Origin of the sequence: Acinetobacter sp. FDAARGOS_494, assembly GCF_003812225.1 — a bacterium.
Classification (GTDB): domain Bacteria; phylum Pseudomonadota; class Gammaproteobacteria; order Pseudomonadales; family Moraxellaceae; genus Acinetobacter; species Acinetobacter baumannii.
The window spans coordinates 3,504,037-3,520,968 of record NZ_CP033866.1; the positions used below are offsets into that span (position 1 = coordinate 3,504,037).

A 16,932-nucleotide genomic window follows, 5' to 3' on the forward strand; every position below is an offset into this window, starting at 1 on the left:
CTGTTAAAACCCTCCACACCCATGGTGCCAACACCTATACGGGATTATCCCGAATGGCACCTTGGGCGTCAAAATTACGCATTGTGGTATCTAGAAATTAATGATCAGAAATTAGTTCATTATCTAGATCAATTGCGTGCGCATTTTTCAGAATTTCTAGTAGAACCTAATCACCGTCAATATCATGTCACGCTGTTTATATGTGGATTCTTGACCCATGAAAATAAAGTTCATGATGATGACTTTTGTTTTAGTGGCTTTGTGCAGCAAGGGGAAATTTTAAGAAAAGAAGATATTGCACCATTTCAATTAAAAATTGGATCAGTTGATAGTTTTAGTAGTGCTTTATTTGTAGAAGTCCAAGACATCGAAAATATCTTATCTCACATACGGCAAAAATTAGACACAGTTTCTAATGAAATTGCCGCTTTAGATTACTGTCCGCACATTACATTGGGTTTGTATAAGAAAGACTATAGTAGCAATTTGATTTTACAAAAAATTTCTCAATTACCTGTACAATACACACAGGCTGAATTTGATCTTAAAGTAGAGCATTTAACCTTTGGCTATTATCAAGCTCAAATTTTACAAGGTCAGCTGTATCCGTATCAGCATTTGTTTTTAGGTGATTCATGTTGCAATTGATTTTAGGTGGTGCCCGTTCTGGCAAAAGCCGATTGGCTGAACAAACGGCCATATCTATGCAATTAGCTGTCACTTATGTGGCTACGGCGCAAGCGCTTGATCCAGAAATGCAAAGCCGGATTGCCCATCATCAAAATCAGCGTCCTGCTCACTGGTCTTTGGTTGAAGAACCATTATTTTTAGCAAAAACTCTGCAAAAAATTGATCGACCTAATCAGATTATTCTTGTGGATTGCTTAACACTTTGGCTAACCAATTTGTTACTTTTAGAAGATCAAAATATTCAACAATTTGAATGTGAGCAGCTGTTAAAAATTTTACCTACGCTTGAGTCAGAAGTTATTTTAGTAAGTAATGAAACGGGTTTAGGCGTTGTGCCACTCGGTGAGATCAGTCGTCGGTTTGTCGATGAAGCAGGCAGACTACATCAAGCTCTAGGGCAAATTGCAAATAAGGTTGTGTTTTGTGTGGCTGGTTTTCCAATGATTTTAAAAGGTGAGAAATAAAAATGAACTGGTGGTTAGAATCCGTACAGCAACCTAATTTAGATGCAAAACAACAAGCTGAGCAACATCAACTCCAGCTCACCAAACCTACTGGTGCCTTAGGTGATTTAGAGCAAATTGCAATTACACTTGCCAGTTTACAATCAAATGCGCATCCACAAGTTAACCATCCATGGATTACAATTTTTGCAGGTGATCATGGTGTAGTTGAAGAAAATATTTCTGCATATCCCCAAGCTGTTACCCGTCAAATGTTGCAAAACTTCACGACGGGTGGTGCAGCAATTAGTGTGCTTGCTAAATATCATCAAGCTCATTTGCAAGTGATTGACTGTGGCACAGTAGGCGAAGCATACGAATACGCAGGTGTTGAGCGTCATTGTATTCGTGCCGGCACAGCAAATTTTGCCAAACAAGCTGCAATGAATGCTGACGAGTGTCGTGCTGCCTTAGAGTTAGGGAAAAAAAGTGTAGATACTGCTAAAGCGAATGGAGCAGATATTTATATTGCGGGTGAAATGGGGATTGGAAATACCTGTTCTGCCTCTGCTTTAGCATGCCTTTTATTAAATGATACTGCCGAGCAATTGACTGGAGTAGGTACAGGAATTGGTGCTGATCAGTTAAGACATAAAATTGAAGTAATTGAAAAAGCAATTGAACTTCATCATAAACATGTCATTGGTGATGTCTTCAAAACACTATGTGCTGTAGGTGGTTTGGAAATTGCGGCAATTACAGGTGCTTATATCCGCTGTGCGCAAGTGGGTTTACCTGTGATTGTAGACGGTTTTATTAGTTCTGTAGCCGCTTTATGTGCTGTGCGGATGAATCCTCAAGTGCGTGATTGGATGTTGTTTGGTCATCAATCGGCTGAATATGGACATCGCCGTATTTTACAAGAACTCAATGCTGACCCAATTTTAAAAATGAATTTGCGTTTGGGTGAAGGTAGTGGTGCTGGCGCTGCTTTGGCATTGGTTAAAATGGCTTGCGCTTTACATAACCAAATGGCTACCTTCGCTCAAGCGGCTGTAAGCGGAAATAAAATTGGCTAAATTTAGGATTGATTTGCTCAGACATGGAGAAAGCCAGTATAGCCATACCTTACGTGGCCATTTAGATGATGAGTTAACAGCAAAAGGTTGGCAGCAAATGCAGGCAACCATTGAGCAAGTTTCAAATCAGCCATGGGATGTCATTGTAAGTTCATCATTAAAAAGATGTGTTTGTTTTGCCGAGCAACTGGCCAAAACAGCAGAACTCCCCTTACTTGTAAATCATGACTTAAAAGAAATGTATTTTGGTGAATGGGAAGGCATCTCAACTCAGCAAATTTATGAAACTTCACCCGAATTACTGGCAAACTTTTGGCAAAAACCAAGTCAATATTGTCCACCTCGCGCAGAAACATTAGACCAGTTTCAAACAAGGGTTCTTAAAGGCTTTCAAGATTTGCTGGAGCATATGCAAAAGCAAAACTTACAGCATGCTTTAGTTGTTACTCATGGCGGTGTGATTAAGCTATTGGCTTGTTTAGCCAGACAACAGCCTCTAGATGACTTACTTAAAATGCCGGCAGAGCTTGGAAAATTATATTCACTCGAATTTTCTGAAACAGATGGTCAATTAACTTTTAAGTTAAGATAGTAGTTTTATATTTTTATACACTTGTAAGTTATTATTTTTAAAATGTTATTTTAGCCTGTGTAATAGAACTGTCATTGCTAGTATCTAAGCTATTGGCATTTCTTATTAATCACACATCTGGCTTATGAATATTTTATTTAAAACAACTGTGCTTGCAGCATCATTATTACTCGCGGCTTGTAATAACAATGATGATCAAGAAGCTCAAACTGCACCATCTACAAACCCATCAAAATATTATCAAACGAAAACGCCTTACCAACCTCAACAAGACTTAAAAAGCTATGAACAAGCGCCGACTGGGTTCCAGCCAGTTTTTACAGAGTTAGTGGCACGTCACGGTTCGAGAGGTTTATCAAGTCTGAAATATGATTTAGCACTTTATAATTTATGGAAACAGGCGAAAGCTGAAAATGCCTTAACGCCGCTAGGTGAGCAATTAGGTGCTGATTTAGAAGCAATGATGAAAGCGAATATTTTGTTAGGTTATGGTGTTGAAGGGATCCGTCAGTACGGATATGGAAATGAAACCATGACTGGTATTTTAGAACACCGCGGTATTGCCGATCGATTATTACAGCGCTTACCAACTCTTTTAAATGCGCAGGCGCCTATATTGGTACAAAGTTCTGGAGTAGACCGTGCGGTAGATAGTGCTAAATTTTTCACTGCTGAACTCATTAAACAACAACCCCAACTGAAAGATAAAATTGTTCCATTGTCTTATACCAATTTATCGAGTGGAAGTGTTCCAAGTGTTGAAGATGGTGGCGTTGATCGTTTTAAACTTTATTTTCATAGCTTGAATGCAGACGAAGACTTAGCTCAACCACTGAGTGTTAGCCAACAAAAAATTTATGATGCAAGTCAGGCTTATCAAGATTTTGAAGAAAATAATAAAGATTTAGCTCAAAAGTTAGATGAGTTATCTAAAAATACTCAGGCTGAAAAAACTGCCCAAATGGTACTCAGCCCGATTTTTAAAGCTGACTTCATTAAAAAGCTCGGTACCACTGGTTATAGCTTTAGCAATACCGGATCCTTTACAGTAACTCCGCCTAAAGGTGAGCAAATTACAGAAAAAGGTAAGGGGAAAAATACAATTGCCAGCGCAGTTGATGCAGCGGCTTATATTTATGAACTCTATTCAATTTCTGGTGGTATGAAAGATGAGTTAAAAGGTATTAATTTTGATAAATATATGCCTTTGGAAGCCGCAAAATTTTATGCTGAATTTAATGATGCCAATGATTTTTACGAAAAAGGTCCAAGCTTTACAGAATCAAATCAAGTCACCAGTGAAATCGCCCAAGGACTTAAACAAGACCTGTTCCAACAAGTTGATGCTGTTGTGAATAAAGCCCAACCTTATAAAGCAGTTTTACGTTTTGCCCATGCTGAAATTATTATTCCTTTAGCAACTAGCTTAGATTTGCATAATATGATGCAGCCGTTACCACTACGTCAGACTTATAATTACTCGACAAGCGCATGGCGTGGTGAAGTAATTTCACCTATGGCGGCAAATTTACAATGGGATATTTACCAAAATAACCAAGGCTCTACTTTGGTAAAAATGCTTTATAACGAAAAAGAAACTTTATTTAAACCTGCATGTAATTATGCACTTTATACACCAACCAGTTTTTACTATGACTACATCAAATTGAAACAGTGCTATCAAATGCAATAGTTTTTCAGTTTTTGAAGTCTTTAATGGGAATAGGGATTGCTATTCCCATTTTTATTTCTTCATAATTCAATTTGTTTTTAGATATAGATCAGTTAGAGACTTGGATATGGCACCTTTTTGGATAGCATTGCAATTTTTAACTATTCTGCCTATTGAGCTAAAAACAATACCAACGGCGCAACAAAATGGTCGAGCTATTCTGTTTTATCCTCTAGTTGGTCTGATTATTGGGGGCATACTTTTTCTTGTTACCTGTATTTTTGTTAAATTACCCGCTCTTTTACTTGCGGCAATCGTATTCGCTTTATGGATCTGGCTAACGGGCGGATTGCATTTAGATGGGCTAGCAGATACTGCCGATGCGTGGGTAGGTGGTTTTGGAGATAAACTACGTACTTTACAAATCATGAAGGATCCAAGTTGTGGTCCAATTGGAGTCCTCAGCATAGTTATCGTATGTTTGCTCAAATTTGCACTGATTTATGTATTGATTGAACAGCATCAATCTTTATTTTTAATATGCATTCCTATCCTTGGGCGTGTGGTGCCATCTATTTTGTTTTTAACTACACCATATGTCCGCGAAAAAGGCTTAGGCCGTTCTTTGACAGACCATTTACCCAAAACTGCTTCATGGATAATAACTGGGTTCGTTCTGTTATTACCTTTGTATTGGGAGTGGCAAGGGCTTATTGCTATCATTAGTTTTTTAATCAGTCTTGTTTATTTAAGACATGTGTTTATAAAAAGGATTGGCGGTATTACAGGGGATACCGTCGGTGCAGCGATTGAAATAGGTGAAACTGTACTGATTTTTACTTTTGTCGTAAGTTATTTTTATTTAGTTTGATGTTAAATTCCACCTCAATAAAATAAAAAAGCCCTCAAAAAATGAGGGCTTAATTTTCAATCTCAAAAAGATGAATTAGCGGTTTGGTAAAACTTCTTTTAAAGCTTCATGCATTTCAAGCAATGTCTTTTCAGTAGTTTCCCAGTCAATACAACCATCCGTTACTGATTTGCCATATTCAAGGTCACAAAGATTGTCAGGAATATCTTGACGGCCGCCTTTTAGATGACTTTCGACCATAATACCTACAATTGACTTATTGCCGTCTAAAATCTGTTCAGTAATGTTTTTAAGAACAAGCGGCTGTAAGTAAGGGTCTTTATTCGAGTTAGCGTGGCTTGCATCAATCATAATTTTGTTGCTCACTTTTGCTTTCGCTAAAGCGTTTTCTGCTTCTGCAACAGAGCCAGCATCGTAGTTTGGTTTACCATTACCGCCACGTAATACCACGTGTGCATAAGGGTTACCTTTTGTATTAATGATTGAAACCTGACCGTCTTCATTTAAGCCTAAGAAACTATGGCCATATTTAACAGACTGCATGGCATTGGTTGCAACAGTTAAACCGCCGTCTGTACCATTTTTAAAACCTACTGGTGATGATAGACCAGAAGACATTTCGCGGTGAGTTTGGCTTTCGGTTGTACGTGCACCAATCGCAGACCAAGAAATTAAGTCTTGATAGTACTGTGGAGAGTTAGGGTCAAGTGCTTCAGTTGCACAAGGTAAACCTTTTTCATTTAACTCAAGCAAAAGTTTACGACCAATACGTAAACCTTTTTCGATGTTAAATGAGTCATTCATATCCGGATCATTAATTAAGCCTTTCCAGCCAATTGTGGTACGTGGTTTTTCAAAATAAACACGCATAACTAGATATAAAGTATCTTTAACCTTTTCGCTTAGCGCTTTTAGGCGATCAGCATATTCGTGAGCAGCTTTTGGATCATGAATAGAGCAAGGACCAATAACGACAAATAAACGTTTATCTGAACCATCTAAAATATTACGAATAGTTTCGCGGCCTTTTAGAACAGTTTGCGAAGCAACATCAGATAACGGAAGTTCTGACTTAAGCTCATTTGGTGTTACAAGAGTTTGAATGCTTTTAATATTAACGTCGTCGATATCTGGCTTAGAAACGGAATTTGAATGTGTAGTCATTGCTGTCACTGGTTCGATCATACTAAAGGTTGTTTTGTGTACTGAATATACCATGAAATAATTATGAAAATACTACATCTCATGGCAATTCAGTTTGGAAAAATCCCATTGATTTTACTATCTTTCGGTCGAGTTGCCTGTTTTTTCAGCAACTACTGCTTGTTGTACCACAGCTGTTTTTGGTTTGGCTTTGACTGGGTGGACCATAAAGTTAACACCAAGAGCAAATAGTGTAATACCCAAAATTTTACGGATTAAACGTTCTGGCATACGTGAGCTAATTAATGTTCCAATAATAATTGCCGGAATAGAACCTACCAACAACCACATAAGTAGCATAAAGTCGACGTTACCGGCACTCATATGTCCCAGACCAGCAACTAAGGTTAGTAATACTGCATGTACGACATCGGAACCAATAATACGAATCATTGGTAAGTTAGGGAACATGATTACAAGTGCCATAATTCCAAAGGCACCAGCGCCGACTGATGATAGTGTTACGAATACGCCCAAAATAATCCCCATAATCACAATATAGGTGCGTTTATTTTGAACAGCTAATTGCTCATTTTCAGTTTGAGTATTCTCTTTATTTCGGAATTTATTAAAGAACTTTTCAATCCGAGTACGGAAAATGATAGAAACACCAGTTAAGGTCAACATAAAGCCTAATACCATGGTTAATACAGCTTTATAATGAGTTGACTGACTTAAATAATGCTCAAGTACCCACGCAGTACCAAAAGATGCAGGAATACTACCGACCGCTAGCCATAAAACAATCGGCCAGACGATATTAAGTTTTTTTGCGTGAACCATCGATCCACAGAACTTAGAGATCGCGGCGTAAAGTAAATCAGTACCAATTGCGATATGCGGTTCAATCCTAAAAAGACCAATTAAAATTGGTGTCATTAATGATCCACCACCAACTCCTGTAATACCTACACAGAAGCCAACTAACATACCTGCCAAGATAAATTCAAAAGCACCAGACATCTTTATCGCCACTTATCACGAAACGCAGATATCTTATTCCTTTTAGAGATAAACAGTTGTCATGAATAATGATTTACTTATGCAAAAAAAAGCTAAGCAATCAAAATCATGCTTAGCTTGAGGAAATTTTATTCAAATTGATGACTTAGAGGAAGTTTTTGATGGCTTGAGCGGATTAAGCCAAAGTATCAGCAAAAAGGTTAAGGGTGTTGCAAAGATCCACCAGCTGACAAAACCAATTGAAAAACCATATTTTTTGATGAGAATAAACCCGCTCAACGCAAATAATAAAAAGGCCAATATCCTCAACAATGAATAATATTTTTGAGCTAAAGATTTGAAATGACCAGTTGATTTCGGTGAGCGATATTTTTCAGTCGATATGAATAGTAAATACATGCCTAGTAAAGTCAGGATAAACACAAAGAACATCATGAATTCACCTCAATATTTAACTTACTCAGCTTTTTTTGAATTTTATCTGAAGCTTTATATTGAATAGGCTTAATTTTAAGAAATATAAAAAAGGCTAAAGCTGCAAATAACCAGAAAAATATATCTATACGTACAAAATCCCAATAACCACTAAAGTTTTGAATATAATTATTTTTCAGTAAATAACTTATATTCAAGATAGGGAGTGCAATACTAAGCAGAATAAAAATACCTAGCTGAGTTTGCCATAAATATTGTTTTTTAGTGATGAGCGCAATAATAAAGCTCATGAGCCACACGAAGAAGAAACTATAAATTTCATAATTAACAGTGGTGGCCGTGACAGTAAACAATCGATTCGCATACAAATAAGCAAGAGTTGCACAAGGCAAACCTACAAAGGTAGCAACATTTAAACGGTCAACTAAATAGTGCCCTAAATGAAACTGACTATTTTTACTTTGAAGTTGGCGTTTAAGACTCCAAAGCAACAAGCCAGAGGCAATCATTACACAGCCTAAAATGCCAGAGAAAAACAATCCTAAGCGAAGTAGAGGCTGAGCAAAAGTTGCCATATGTAGGCCATATACTCCAGCATAAAGTGTGGCAATAGGACTATGATTACGTGTATCACCCAAGACTTTAGCATTTGTAGCATCTAATGTGATTTGTGCTTGATTGCGGGTAATAGAATGGTCTTCTTGCTGAATGAACGTAATTTGAGCCTGATTCGTATTTGGGTTTTTAACACTCATAGTTGCTAAAGTTTGATTTCCCCAACGCTGTTTAAGTTGGGCTAATAGCTTTTCAACTGGTAAATTCTGTGCAGGATGCGGTGTTGTACTTTCTGTGACTGTTTTTGTACGTATATCATTGAAATATTGATATGGATTCTCTGGATAGAGTTTTTGCATTCCCCAAGGCAAATATAGATAGAAGAAAATAGCCAAGCCAGTAAAAGTAACTGTTAAAAAGAAGGGCAGTGCAATAACAGATGAAACATTATGAAAATCTAACCATGAGCGCTGCGATTTAAAGGTACGCAAGGTAAAAAAATCGGTGAAGATTTTTTTATGAGTAATAATGCCTGAGATTAAGGCAATCAACATAATAAAAGCTGCTAAAGATACGACCAACCGCCCAATTAATATCGGGACACCAAAAAGTTGATAATGGAAACGGTAGAAAAAGTCACCGCCTTCAGTCGCAGAAAGTTTTAATTCTTGACCAGTGTTTGCATCGAGGGTTGCATTTCCATAACTACCATCTGGTTTTTCCCAATACATCGTATTTACCGGACTTTCAGGTGTAGCAACAGTTAAATACCAAGATTTAGCATCTGAAGCGTGTTCTTGTAAGTATTGATATGCCGTTTTAATTGCCACATCTTGTTTTATTTCAAATTGTGCAAGGGGTGGTTGCATCCACAAATTAATTTCATGGCGGTAATAAGACAAACTTCCCATTAAAAAAATAGCAAATACGAGCCATCCAAAAATTAAACCAGTCCACGAGTGGAGCCATGCCATAGATTGACGTATACCTTTATGCATAACCTACCGTCCGTGTCACAATAAAGAAAAGGGCAAATAATGCGATTGATAAAATGGTCAGTCGCAATAATGATTGGATGCAGAAACCAACAATCACGAAAAATACATAAAACAAAATAGAAATAAAGGCCGCCAAATAGATAGCTTCTGGTTTGTCTAAATTCAAATGGAAAATTTCAGTTAGTCCAAGACTTAAGTACACCATACAGGCATAACCCATACCGAAAACAACTAAGAATCGATAGAAAACTTTTATGCGATATAACATGGGAAGATTTAAAGTTCTGGACATATTTACTGACACATAAAAAAATAAAAAAGAAAGCCAACCCCAAATTGGGATTGGCTACGCTATTAATATTTAAACTTTACAGCAACTGTATAGTTGGCTGGGGCACCATAAAAAGCCTGCCCATCTGGGAAACTATTTAAATATTTCTTGTCAAAAATATTATTACCATTTGCTTGAAGCGTAATATGATCATTGACTTCATAGCTTGCCATTAAATTGACTAAAGCATATGCATCTTGTTTGATCGTACCGTTTACATTTGAGTCATATAACTTTATCCCATCTTGCCACTGTAAACCTGCACCAACTTTAAGCTTAGGTAAAACTGGCGGAGTATAGGTAGTTAGCAAGTTAAGTGTCTGGTTTGGATTGTATGTTCTTGCTTCGCCACCATTTTTAGTATCTTTAATACTAAATTGAGCATAGCCGAAAGAAAGATTTACGTTATCAGTAATTTGACCTGATAGACCGACCTCTACACCTTGCGATTCCAGATCACTCGTTGGTACTTTCCGGTTAAGTGGGTTTCCATCCGAGTTACGTAAAGGGTAATTGTTTTGTTCAGTTTTAAATACTGAAAGTGTGCCTGTTAAACGGTCATCTAGCCATGAGCTTTTTACACCCATTTCATAGCTTTTACCCTCAATAGGTTTTAAAGCTTGATTGGTATCTTTATCAATACCAGTTTGTGGACGGAAAATAGAGGTATAACTCATGTAACCCGTATATTCAGGTGTAAAATTATAGGTTAATCCGACATATGGAGAAACTTTACTTTCACTATATGACATTGGTGAGCTATAACTTTCGCCTTTACTCTCAGCTTGAACATAGTTTGCACCAAGTAAAAGTTTTAAATCTTCATTAAGATGTAAACGTGTCGCGGCATAAATTGAGTTAATATTTTGTTTATAGTTAGCCGCTTCTGTGAAATCTGACCAAGTTATAGATTGCGGTGTCCAACTTGCCCAATCGGTAGTAGTTGACTTTATAACATTACTATCGTTAATCGTTCCTGTAGATTGTTTATCTTGTTGATGATTACGTACATAGCTGTAGCCTAGAGTTGCTTCATGTTCTCGGTTAAATAGCTTATAGGTCCCTTCGAGATTAAAATCTACAGCATGTTTTTCTTGATGTTCTTGTCCACCCCAAGGCGTTAGAGAAACACCGGACCCATCAGCTTTTGGGTAACCATAGTAATAGAGAAGACGGCTATTATGCTTCGTATCAAGATAGTTGTAAGTCAGCTTAGCATTCCATTGATCATTAATTTTTTGTTTTAATTCAACAAAAGCATTTTGTGTCTCATTATCCCAGTGCGCCCAGTCAGGGTTAGGGTTATATGAGCGATCATATGAAATTTGTTTACCGTTGGCATCTAATAAAGGTAGTGCACCCCAGTTATTTGCATTAGGTTTATTTTGTTCTTGGCTATAACCTGCGGTAAGTAAAGTGCTATCTGTTAAATCGGCTTCAACAATACCAGCAAAGCCGTTTTTTTCCGCAGAATATCGGTCTAGGTAAGAATCACCAGTTTGTTCATAGCCCATAATACGGCCACGTACTTTTCCACTTGGTAGAATTGAGCCAGATACGTCAGCTTCATAGCGCTGCGTATCCCATGAACCGTAACTTACACCACCGCTTGCTTGAAATTCTTGGGTTGGACGTTTTCGAATATTATTGATGGTTGCACTCGGATCGCCAAAGGCATTAGTTAACGAGTCAGCTCCTTTAACTACTTCTACACGATCATAAAAGTAAGTATCAGGATTCGTATTATTATAGTTATAACCTGAAAGAGGGAAGCCTACGCCATCCGTTAAGATATTTGAAATCTCAAAACCACGAGCCATATAAGTAGTTCGCTCAGTTTCTTGATTAGAGACTGTTACACCAGGGGTATTTCTTAAAACATCACGAGTACTGGTAAGGCCAAAATCTTCAATTTGCTGACGAGTAACGACATTAATGGTTTGGGGTGTTTCCTTAGCCTCAATATTAAGCTTGGTTGCACTACTCGAGTTTTTAACATTATATGCCTTGGTCTGTTCAGAAGACTGCTCTGCATTTGATGCTTTGACTTGAATCGTTTGCAAAGCTTGTACCTGTGTATCTTGGGCATAGGTGAGGTTGGCATAACAAATCGCGCAGGCGATTACAGACAACTTAAATGGTCGAGGTGGGATATTCATAAGATTAAAGATAATGTAAATAATTCTCATTTATTTTATTGTTTGTAAATGTAAGCTACAATTCAAATAACATTGTTAATTTAGATTAAAAGATAGTGTATGAATGTAATTTTAGATAGTGATGTGCTAGGGCTAGGTTTAGCTGGGATTGATTAGGCAAGTTCAAGATTAATAAGTCTCTATGCTAGAATGCGTTATTTCAAATTCTTGGGTAAATCGCCTTGGCAAACCGAAAACTTAAAATAGGCATTGTAGTTGGAGAAGTTTCTGGAGATACGCTCGGCGTAAAACTCATGCGTAGTTTTCGCGAGCAGGGAATCGATGCTGAATTTGAGGGAATCGGTGGCCCTCAAATGATTGCGGAAGGTTTTAACAGTTATTACCCAATGGAAACTCTGTCTGTGATGGGCATTGTTGAAGTATTAAAAGACTTAAAAAAACTATTCGCCGTACGTGATGGCTTAATTAATCAATGGACTCAGCATCCAGTTGATATTTTTATTGGTATTGATGCACCAGACTTTAACCTCAGACTTTCGAAAAGTATCAAAGAAAAGAATCTTCCAATAAAAACAGTTCAATATGTGAGTCCATCAGTTTGGGCATGGCGCCAAGGGCGAGTACATGGCATCAAACAAAGTATAGATTTAGTACTTTGCTTATTTCCTTTTGAAAAAGTTTTTTATGAACAATATGAAGTTCCAGCGGCATTTGTAGGCCATCCATTAGCTAAACAATTACCGCTTGAGAACCCTATTCAAATTGCTAAACAAGAATTGGGTGTTGATGAAAATCAAAAACATATTGCTTTGTTGCCCGGTAGCCGCAAGGGTGAAGTAGAAAGGCTTCTTCCTATGCTATTGGGGGCAGCCAATATTTTGCATACAAAATATCCAGATATTCAGTTTTTAATTCCGGCAATTAATGATGCGCGCAAACAGCAGATTGAGCAGGGGGTTGAACAATTAGCACCGCAGTTAAAAGCAAAAATTCATATTTTAGAAAATACGGATAGTGAATCGAAAATTGGTCGTATGGTCATGAACGCGAGTGACATTATTGCTTTAGCGTCTGGAACGGCGACATTAGAAGCAATGCTCATGCATAGACCAATGGTCACTTTCTATAAACTGCATTGGCTAACTTATTTAATTGCTAAATTCTTGGTGAAAATACCTTATTACTCTTTGCCAAATATCATCGCGGGTAAAAAAGTAATTGAAGAGCTGATTCAGGCAGATGCAACACCTGAAAATTTAGCGGCTGAAATAGAAAAACTAATGAATGTAGAAACCGCTCAAATTCAAGTAATGCAACATTTAACTATGCATAAACAGCTTATTTCTGGAAATACAGAAGATCCGGTTCAAGCCATTTTGCAATGTTTGAATAGCTAATTTTTAAGATTTGATTGGCTAATTGCTTTTAATCCAGCTAATGAAAATTTTTTAAAATGTTCAACTAAATCATGTAATGGCATCTGAGCAATATTTTTAAGTGGCTCAGGTGCTTGAGCATTAGGCCCGGCAATAATAAGCATCATGCAAGGGGTCATCACGCTTAAAATACAAGGTAAAACGGCCGGATCATTTTCATCTAAGTTCGCCACTTGACTAATCAACTTTCGAATAAGAAAAAATTTTCTCATACCAGTTAATTCAATAAAATTTAATAAATGCTCAGAAGGTGAAAACAGTTCGCGAATAAAAACTTTGCCATGCCAAACATCTTTTTCCGTCAACTTATGTAATAAAGTTTCAAGTAATAAACTCAATTTTTCTTCGGGAGGGTAAGTACTTTCAACAAGTTCTAGTAAGTATTGTTCATCTAGATAATGGGCATGAGCTTCCATTAACACTGCTTGATATAGTCCATCTCGACCATCAAAGTGATAATTAATTGCTGCTAAATCGACATTTGCTACTTTGGCAATTGTTTTGTTTGCTGTTTTTGCAAAACCATATTGGGCGATTAAGGGTCCTGCTGCCTCAATAATTTTAGTCTTTGTTAAGTCACCATCACTTCGTCTAGATCTGGACATGTTTAAACCTAATTTTATTTCATCATAAAAGTATATCTTTTATTCAAAGATTAAGGTAATTTAAATTTAAATTGAATTTAAACTATGTAAATTTGAATTTAATAAGAAGGCCAAAAAGATGAATAAAAAAGTGATTGCCGGCATTTTAGTTGTTATAGCTGTAGTTGCCATCGGCTTTTGGGTATGGGGATATAATCATAAAAAACAATTAGATAATAATGTATTAACTTTATATGGAAATGTGGATATCCGCCAAGTTTCACTTGCATTTGAACAGTCTGGCCGTATTCAGAAACTTTTAGTTCAAGAGGGCGATAAAGTTCAAGCAGGTCAAGTACTGGCGACCCTTAATACCAATGCATTACAAATTCAGGCAAAGCAAGCTCAAGCACAACTTAAAGCTCAACAAGAGGCAATTGTTAAACAAGAGGTTGGAGCTCGCCCTGAAGAAATCACCCAAGCAAAAGCTCAACTTGCGTCTGCCCAAGCTGAGCTTGATAAAACCAATAAAAACTTGCAACGCTTACAAATTTTGGTAAGTAGTACCGATGGTCGAGCAATTAGCCAACAAGAACTCGACTATGCCAAAAGTAATCAACATAGTGCTGAGGCAGCGGTCCGTGAAAGACAAGCCAATTTAGAATTATTAATTAAAGGTGCACGAAAAGAAGATCGTGAAGCAACCAGAGCACAGTATGAAGTGACTAAGGCTAATTTAGATTTAATTAACTATAACCTTACTCAAGCAGAACTAAGGTCTCCTGTAAATGCAGTGGTACGAGCTCGGTTGCAAGAAGTTGGCGACATGACAACTGCTCAAAAGGCCGTTTATACATTAGCCTTGACCAATCCAAAATGGATTCGTGTTTATGTAAATGAACAAGATTTAAGTTCAATTAAAATGGGAGACACGGCTCAAGTCATTCGTGATGCTTATCCGAATCAGCCTATGAATGGAAAAATTGGCTATATATCTTCAGTGGCTGAGTTCACACCTAAAACAGTACAGACAGAAGAGATTAGAACAACACTTGTTTACGAAGTTCGGGTGTATGTACATGATCCGAATGATCAATTAAAAATGGGTCAACCTGTGACAGTAAATGTCCCACTTGCTTTAAGTGAGAAAGCCTATGATTGATAGTAAAGCAGTGGTTCAAGCCCATAATTTATTCATGACTTTTAAAGCCGAAAATAAAAATTCAGCAGATATTAGTGCAATTGTTGATTTGAATATGCAAATCAAAAAAGGAGAACTTGCCGCTTTAGTCGGCCCAGATGGTGCGGGTAAAACAACTTTATTAAGGTTAATTGCAGGATTATATAAAGCGAGTTCAGGTTCTCTTCATGTGCTCGGGTTTGATATTGAAAAACATCCTCAAGTTGTCCAAGACCGTATTAGTTATATGCCACAACGTTTTGGACTCTATGAAGACTTAAGTGTACAAGAGAATCTAAATTTATATGCCGACTTACACGGCGTTCCAAAAAATGTACGTAACCAAAGATTTAAACGTTTATTGGAAATAACGGATCTTACTCAGTTTACTCAACGTCTAGCAGGGCAACTTTCTGGTGGAATGAAGCAAAAACTAGGATTGGCATGTACTCTAGTTCGTTCCCCAGAGTTACTCTTGCTTGATGAGCCTAGTGTTGGAGTAGATCCTTTATCAAGACGGGATTTATGGATCATTATCGAACAACTTGTTCAGGAAGAAAATTTAAGCGTAATTATAAGTACCGCTTATATGGATGAAGCAGAAAAGTGCGCTTACGTATATATCATGCATGAAGGCAAAATTTTAAGACAAGGTTCACCTGAGCAATTAAAAGCGTTAGTACATGAGCAAACATGGCAAATAAAACCTTCAGAGCAGATTAAGACTCGGATTGTACAAGCCCAGTTGCTTGGAAATTCTGGAGAGATTATTGATGCAGTGCCAAGGGGAGAGCAAGTAAACTTTATTAGCCGCCAAAAAGAACTATCAACAAATATTTTACCTCTGGGGCTAGTGGCAAATAGGCGACCACCTGAACTCGAAGATGCTTTTATGATGTTGTTACAGCAAAATCAAAAACAACAAATCTCTATTTCTCAGCAGGCTTTTCGATCCGAACAAAACAATAATTCGCAATCAGACCAAGCGGTTATTGTAGTTAAAGATTTAGTCAGAACTTTTGGAGATTTTACTGCTGTTGCCAATACGTCATTTACTGTACAGCGTGGAGAGATCTTTGGGTTACTTGGGCCAAATGGAGCTGGTAAAACCACGACATTCCGCATGTTATGTGGGTTACTACCGGCAAGTAGCGGTTACCTAGAAGTTGCAGGTAAAAACTTACGGACGGCCCGTGCTGAAGCAAGAGCTAAAGTAGGCTACGTCTCTCAAAAATTTGCACTGTATAGCAATTTAACTGTTTTAGAAAATTTGAAGTTTTTTGGTGGAGCCTATGGTTTATCGGGCAAAAAACTAAATCAACAAATTGATAAAGCTTTACAACAATATGATTTAAAGCCGCAAATTAAAAGCGGTGATTTACCTGGTGGTTATAAACAGCGCTTATCTATGGCGGCTGCATTATTACATGAACCAGAAATTTTATTTTTAGACGAACCTACGAGTGGAATAGACCCGCTTGCACGGCGTTTATTTTGGTACAGCATTGGTAAACTCGCAAATCAAGGCATTACCATCATTATTACCACCCATTTTATGGAGGAAGCAGAATATTGTGACCGCATTGCCATACTAGATGCAGGAAAGTTACTAGCCCTAGGTTCTCCTCAACAGGTCCGCGAATTGGCAAGTAAAGATAAACATATTGTTGATATGAATGAGGCTTTTATTGCAATTGTGGAACAAGCACGTGCATTAAGGCATGCGGGTTAGGAGACCTAC

16 protein-coding genes are annotated in these 16,932 nt (G+C 37.4%); 9 read left to right on the forward strand and 7 right to left on the reverse strand.

Annotated features, from left to right (window positions below; genetic code table 11):
- Nucleotides 1–21 precede the first annotated feature (21 nt).
- From EG365_RS17100 to EG365_RS17125, 6 genes are all read left to right on the forward strand, one after another.
- Nucleotides 22–648, forward strand: a complete 627-nt coding sequence (locus tag EG365_RS17100) for a 2'-5' RNA ligase family protein (protein WP_000249271.1) — start codon at nt 22–24, stop codon at nt 646–648.
- Nucleotides 636–1,154 carry a bifunctional adenosylcobinamide kinase/adenosylcobinamide-phosphate guanylyltransferase gene (gene cobU, locus EG365_RS17105; RefSeq protein ID WP_000939706.1) on the forward strand — a complete coding sequence of 173 codons (519 nt, stop codon included), beginning with the start codon at nt 636–638 and terminating at the stop codon, nt 1,152–1,154. The genes EG365_RS17100 and cobU overlap by 13 nt, the downstream gene beginning before the upstream one ends.
- A gap of 2 nt (nt 1,155–1,156) precedes the next feature.
- Complete coding sequence (cobT, locus tag EG365_RS17110; protein WP_001104712.1) at nt 1,157–2,212, forward strand: nicotinate-nucleotide--dimethylbenzimidazole phosphoribosyltransferase; 1,056 nt, start codon at nt 1,157–1,159, stop codon at nt 2,210–2,212.
- Nucleotides 2,205–2,804: a histidine phosphatase family protein gene (locus EG365_RS17115; protein ID WP_001051568.1), complete on the forward strand. Its 600-nt coding sequence runs from the start codon at nt 2,205–2,207 to the stop codon at nt 2,802–2,804. The genes cobT and EG365_RS17115 overlap by 8 nt, the downstream gene beginning before the upstream one ends.
- Before the next feature lie 124 nt (nt 2,805–2,928).
- Nucleotides 2,929–4,497, forward strand: a complete 1,569-nt coding sequence (locus EG365_RS17120; protein WP_001023028.1) for a histidine-type phosphatase — start codon at nt 2,929–2,931, stop codon at nt 4,495–4,497.
- 106 nt (nt 4,498–4,603) lie between these two features.
- Nucleotides 4,604–5,347 (forward strand): adenosylcobinamide-GDP ribazoletransferase, encoded by a 744-nt coding sequence (locus EG365_RS17125; RefSeq protein ID WP_000035228.1) that lies wholly within the window; start codon nt 4,604–4,606, stop codon nt 5,345–5,347.
- A gap of 75 nt (nt 5,348–5,422) precedes the next feature.
- On the opposite strand, the gene EG365_RS17130 is transcribed toward EG365_RS17125, so the two are convergent.
- The 6 genes from EG365_RS17130 to EG365_RS17155 all read right to left on the reverse strand — a co-directional run bounded on the left by EG365_RS17130 (nt 5,423) and on the right by EG365_RS17155 (nt 11,991).
- Nucleotides 5,423–6,532 (reverse strand): 3-deoxy-7-phosphoheptulonate synthase, encoded by a 1,110-nt coding sequence (locus EG365_RS17130; protein WP_000572403.1) that lies wholly within the window; start codon nt 6,530–6,532, stop codon nt 5,423–5,425.
- A 96-nt stretch (nt 6,533–6,628) separates the two neighbouring features.
- On the reverse strand, nt 6,629–7,513 hold the full coding sequence (locus tag EG365_RS17135) for a sulfite exporter TauE/SafE family protein (RefSeq protein ID WP_000011874.1): 885 nt from the start codon (nt 7,511–7,513) through the stop codon (nt 6,629–6,631).
- Nucleotides 7,514–7,645: 132 nt separating this feature from the next.
- Nucleotides 7,646–7,948, reverse strand: a complete 303-nt coding sequence (locus EG365_RS17140; protein WP_000971116.1) for a hypothetical protein — start codon at nt 7,946–7,948, stop codon at nt 7,646–7,648.
- On the reverse strand, nt 7,945–9,501 hold the full coding sequence (locus EG365_RS17145) for a PepSY-associated TM helix domain-containing protein (RefSeq protein ID WP_000548737.1): 1,557 nt from the start codon (nt 9,499–9,501) through the stop codon (nt 7,945–7,947). Before EG365_RS17145 ends, EG365_RS17140 begins: the two co-directional genes overlap by 4 nt.
- The gene (locus EG365_RS17150) at nt 9,494–9,793 is read right to left on the reverse strand and encodes a hypothetical protein (RefSeq protein ID WP_029641982.1); all 300 of its coding nucleotides are present in this window, start codon (nt 9,791–9,793) and stop codon (nt 9,494–9,496) included. The genes EG365_RS17145 and EG365_RS17150 overlap by 8 nt, the downstream gene beginning before the upstream one ends.
- Before the next feature lie 62 nt (nt 9,794–9,855).
- Nucleotides 9,856–11,991, reverse strand: coding sequence for a TonB-dependent siderophore receptor (locus EG365_RS17155; RefSeq protein WP_001025134.1), 2,136 nt, complete (start codon nt 11,989–11,991; stop codon nt 9,856–9,858).
- Between the two features lie 221 nt (nt 11,992–12,212).
- Between EG365_RS17155 and lpxB the strand changes: the two genes are divergently transcribed.
- Nucleotides 12,213–13,388: a lipid-A-disaccharide synthase gene (gene lpxB / locus EG365_RS17160; RefSeq protein ID WP_000013434.1), complete on the forward strand. Its 1,176-nt coding sequence runs from the start codon at nt 12,213–12,215 to the stop codon at nt 13,386–13,388.
- Here lpxB and EG365_RS17165 read toward each other — a convergent pair.
- The gene (locus EG365_RS17165; protein WP_000091620.1) at nt 13,385–14,032 is read right to left on the reverse strand and encodes a CerR family C-terminal domain-containing protein; all 648 of its coding nucleotides are present in this window, start codon (nt 14,030–14,032) and stop codon (nt 13,385–13,387) included. The genes lpxB and EG365_RS17165 overlap by 4 nt on opposite strands.
- Before the next feature lie 118 nt (nt 14,033–14,150).
- On the opposite strand from EG365_RS17165, the gene EG365_RS17170 reads away from it, so the two are divergent.
- On the forward strand, nt 14,151–15,173 hold the full coding sequence (locus tag EG365_RS17170) for an HlyD family efflux transporter periplasmic adaptor subunit (protein ID WP_001036898.1): 1,023 nt from the start codon (nt 14,151–14,153) through the stop codon (nt 15,171–15,173).
- Nucleotides 15,166–16,923: an ATP-binding cassette domain-containing protein gene (locus EG365_RS17175; protein ID WP_000567280.1), complete on the forward strand. Its 1,758-nt coding sequence runs from the start codon at nt 15,166–15,168 to the stop codon at nt 16,921–16,923. Before EG365_RS17170 ends, EG365_RS17175 begins: the two co-directional genes overlap by 8 nt.
- The last annotated feature ends 9 nt before the right edge of the window (nt 16,924–16,932 follow it).

Bases quoted from the DNA above. Each gene is read 5' to 3' on its own strand.
- EG365_RS17155 (WP_001025134.1), bottom strand. From the start codon at position 11,991: ATGAATATCCCACCTCGACCATTTAAGTTGTCTGTAATCGCCTGCGCG.
- EG365_RS17135 (WP_000011874.1), bottom strand. From the start codon at position 7,513: ATGTCTGGTGCTTTTGAATTTATCTTGGCAGGTATGTTAGTTGGCTTC.
- EG365_RS17120 (WP_001023028.1), top strand. From the start codon at position 2,929: ATGAATATTTTATTTAAAACAACTGTGCTTGCAGCATCATTATTACTC.
- EG365_RS17145 (WP_000548737.1), bottom strand. From the start codon at position 9,501: ATGCATAAAGGTATACGTCAATCTATGGCATGGCTCCACTCGTGGACT.
- cobT (WP_001104712.1), top strand. From the start codon at position 1,157: ATGAACTGGTGGTTAGAATCCGTACAGCAACCTAATTTAGATGCAAAA.
- EG365_RS17100 (WP_000249271.1), top strand. From the start codon at position 22: ATGGTGCCAACACCTATACGGGATTATCCCGAATGGCACCTTGGGCGT.
- EG365_RS17165 (WP_000091620.1), bottom strand. From the start codon at position 14,032: ATGTCCAGATCTAGACGAAGTGATGGTGACTTAACAAAGACTAAAATT.
- EG365_RS17125 (WP_000035228.1), top strand. From the start codon at position 4,604: ATGGCACCTTTTTGGATAGCATTGCAATTTTTAACTATTCTGCCTATT.
- EG365_RS17175 (WP_000567280.1), top strand. From the start codon at position 15,166: ATGATTGATAGTAAAGCAGTGGTTCAAGCCCATAATTTATTCATGACT.
- EG365_RS17170 (WP_001036898.1), top strand. From the start codon at position 14,151: ATGAATAAAAAAGTGATTGCCGGCATTTTAGTTGTTATAGCTGTAGTT.
- cobU (WP_000939706.1), top strand. From the start codon at position 636: ATGTTGCAATTGATTTTAGGTGGTGCCCGTTCTGGCAAAAGCCGATTG.
- EG365_RS17130 (WP_000572403.1), bottom strand. From the start codon at position 6,532: ATGATCGAACCAGTGACAGCAATGACTACACATTCAAATTCCGTTTCT.
- EG365_RS17140 (WP_000971116.1), bottom strand. From the start codon at position 7,948: ATGATGTTCTTTGTGTTTATCCTGACTTTACTAGGCATGTATTTACTA.
- EG365_RS17150 (WP_029641982.1), bottom strand. From the start codon at position 9,793: ATGTCCAGAACTTTAAATCTTCCCATGTTATATCGCATAAAAGTTTTC.